1 protein-coding gene is annotated in these 627 nt (G+C 42.7%); it reads right to left on the bottom strand.

What is annotated here, in order from left to right:
* On the bottom strand, nt 1-482 hold a 482-nt coding region (locus O3682_RS11710; RefSeq protein ID WP_371510186.1), incomplete at its 3' end, for a hypothetical protein.
* Between the last annotated feature and the right edge of the window lie 145 nt (nt 483-627).

Genomic DNA, 627 nt, shown 5'->3' with positions numbered 1-627 from the left:
CCACTTGCAGCAGCAATAATGCCACCTACTGCGGCCACTCCGGCTGCAGCCCACAGCCAATTAGGATTAAATGCCCAAAATGGTGTAGCTACGCTATTACCACCTAACGCCTGTGGAGCAAATACTTCTTCTGCCAATAAGGTAACTGCATCACTTTCAACGCCGCTTTGCGGTACATAGGCGTAGTATTGTTCGTTTTCTGCCTTACCCAAAAGTAATTCGGTATTGTTGTTTTCGTAATAGCCTTCCAGTACTAAATCGGATTCTTGATTAATGTCGGTGCCTTCAAATGCAATGTAAAGGTCGTTACCAATACGTTTGGTATCGATAGTTTCTGGGGCGTATTGGGTATTGTCGTCAACCAATTCGTAGTTCACATTCGGTTGTGCTTTGATAATGACTTTTTTATTCGTTGCGTTCAGTTTGACGGTCTCAACGGTTTCGTTGCCACTATTGATTTTTACGCTGATATTCTTTGACATGGATTTTCCCTTTTAAATTTGTTTAGTTGGCCGCGCAGGCTGTTTCGTTAATGCGTGAAATTGTGTGGGCTTGATGCTTAAGTTTCTTTAATGCTTCTTGTGCTGTTGCTGCATCAACCTCTTTGATTTGAGGCACTGAAACGTT

The organism is Neisseria sp. 27098_8_112, from assembly GCF_041433235.1.
GTDB lineage: Bacteria > Pseudomonadota > Gammaproteobacteria > Burkholderiales > Neisseriaceae > Neisseria.
Note: the sequence above shows the minus strand (reverse complement) of the source record. Positions and strands in the feature narration are given on the sequence as shown.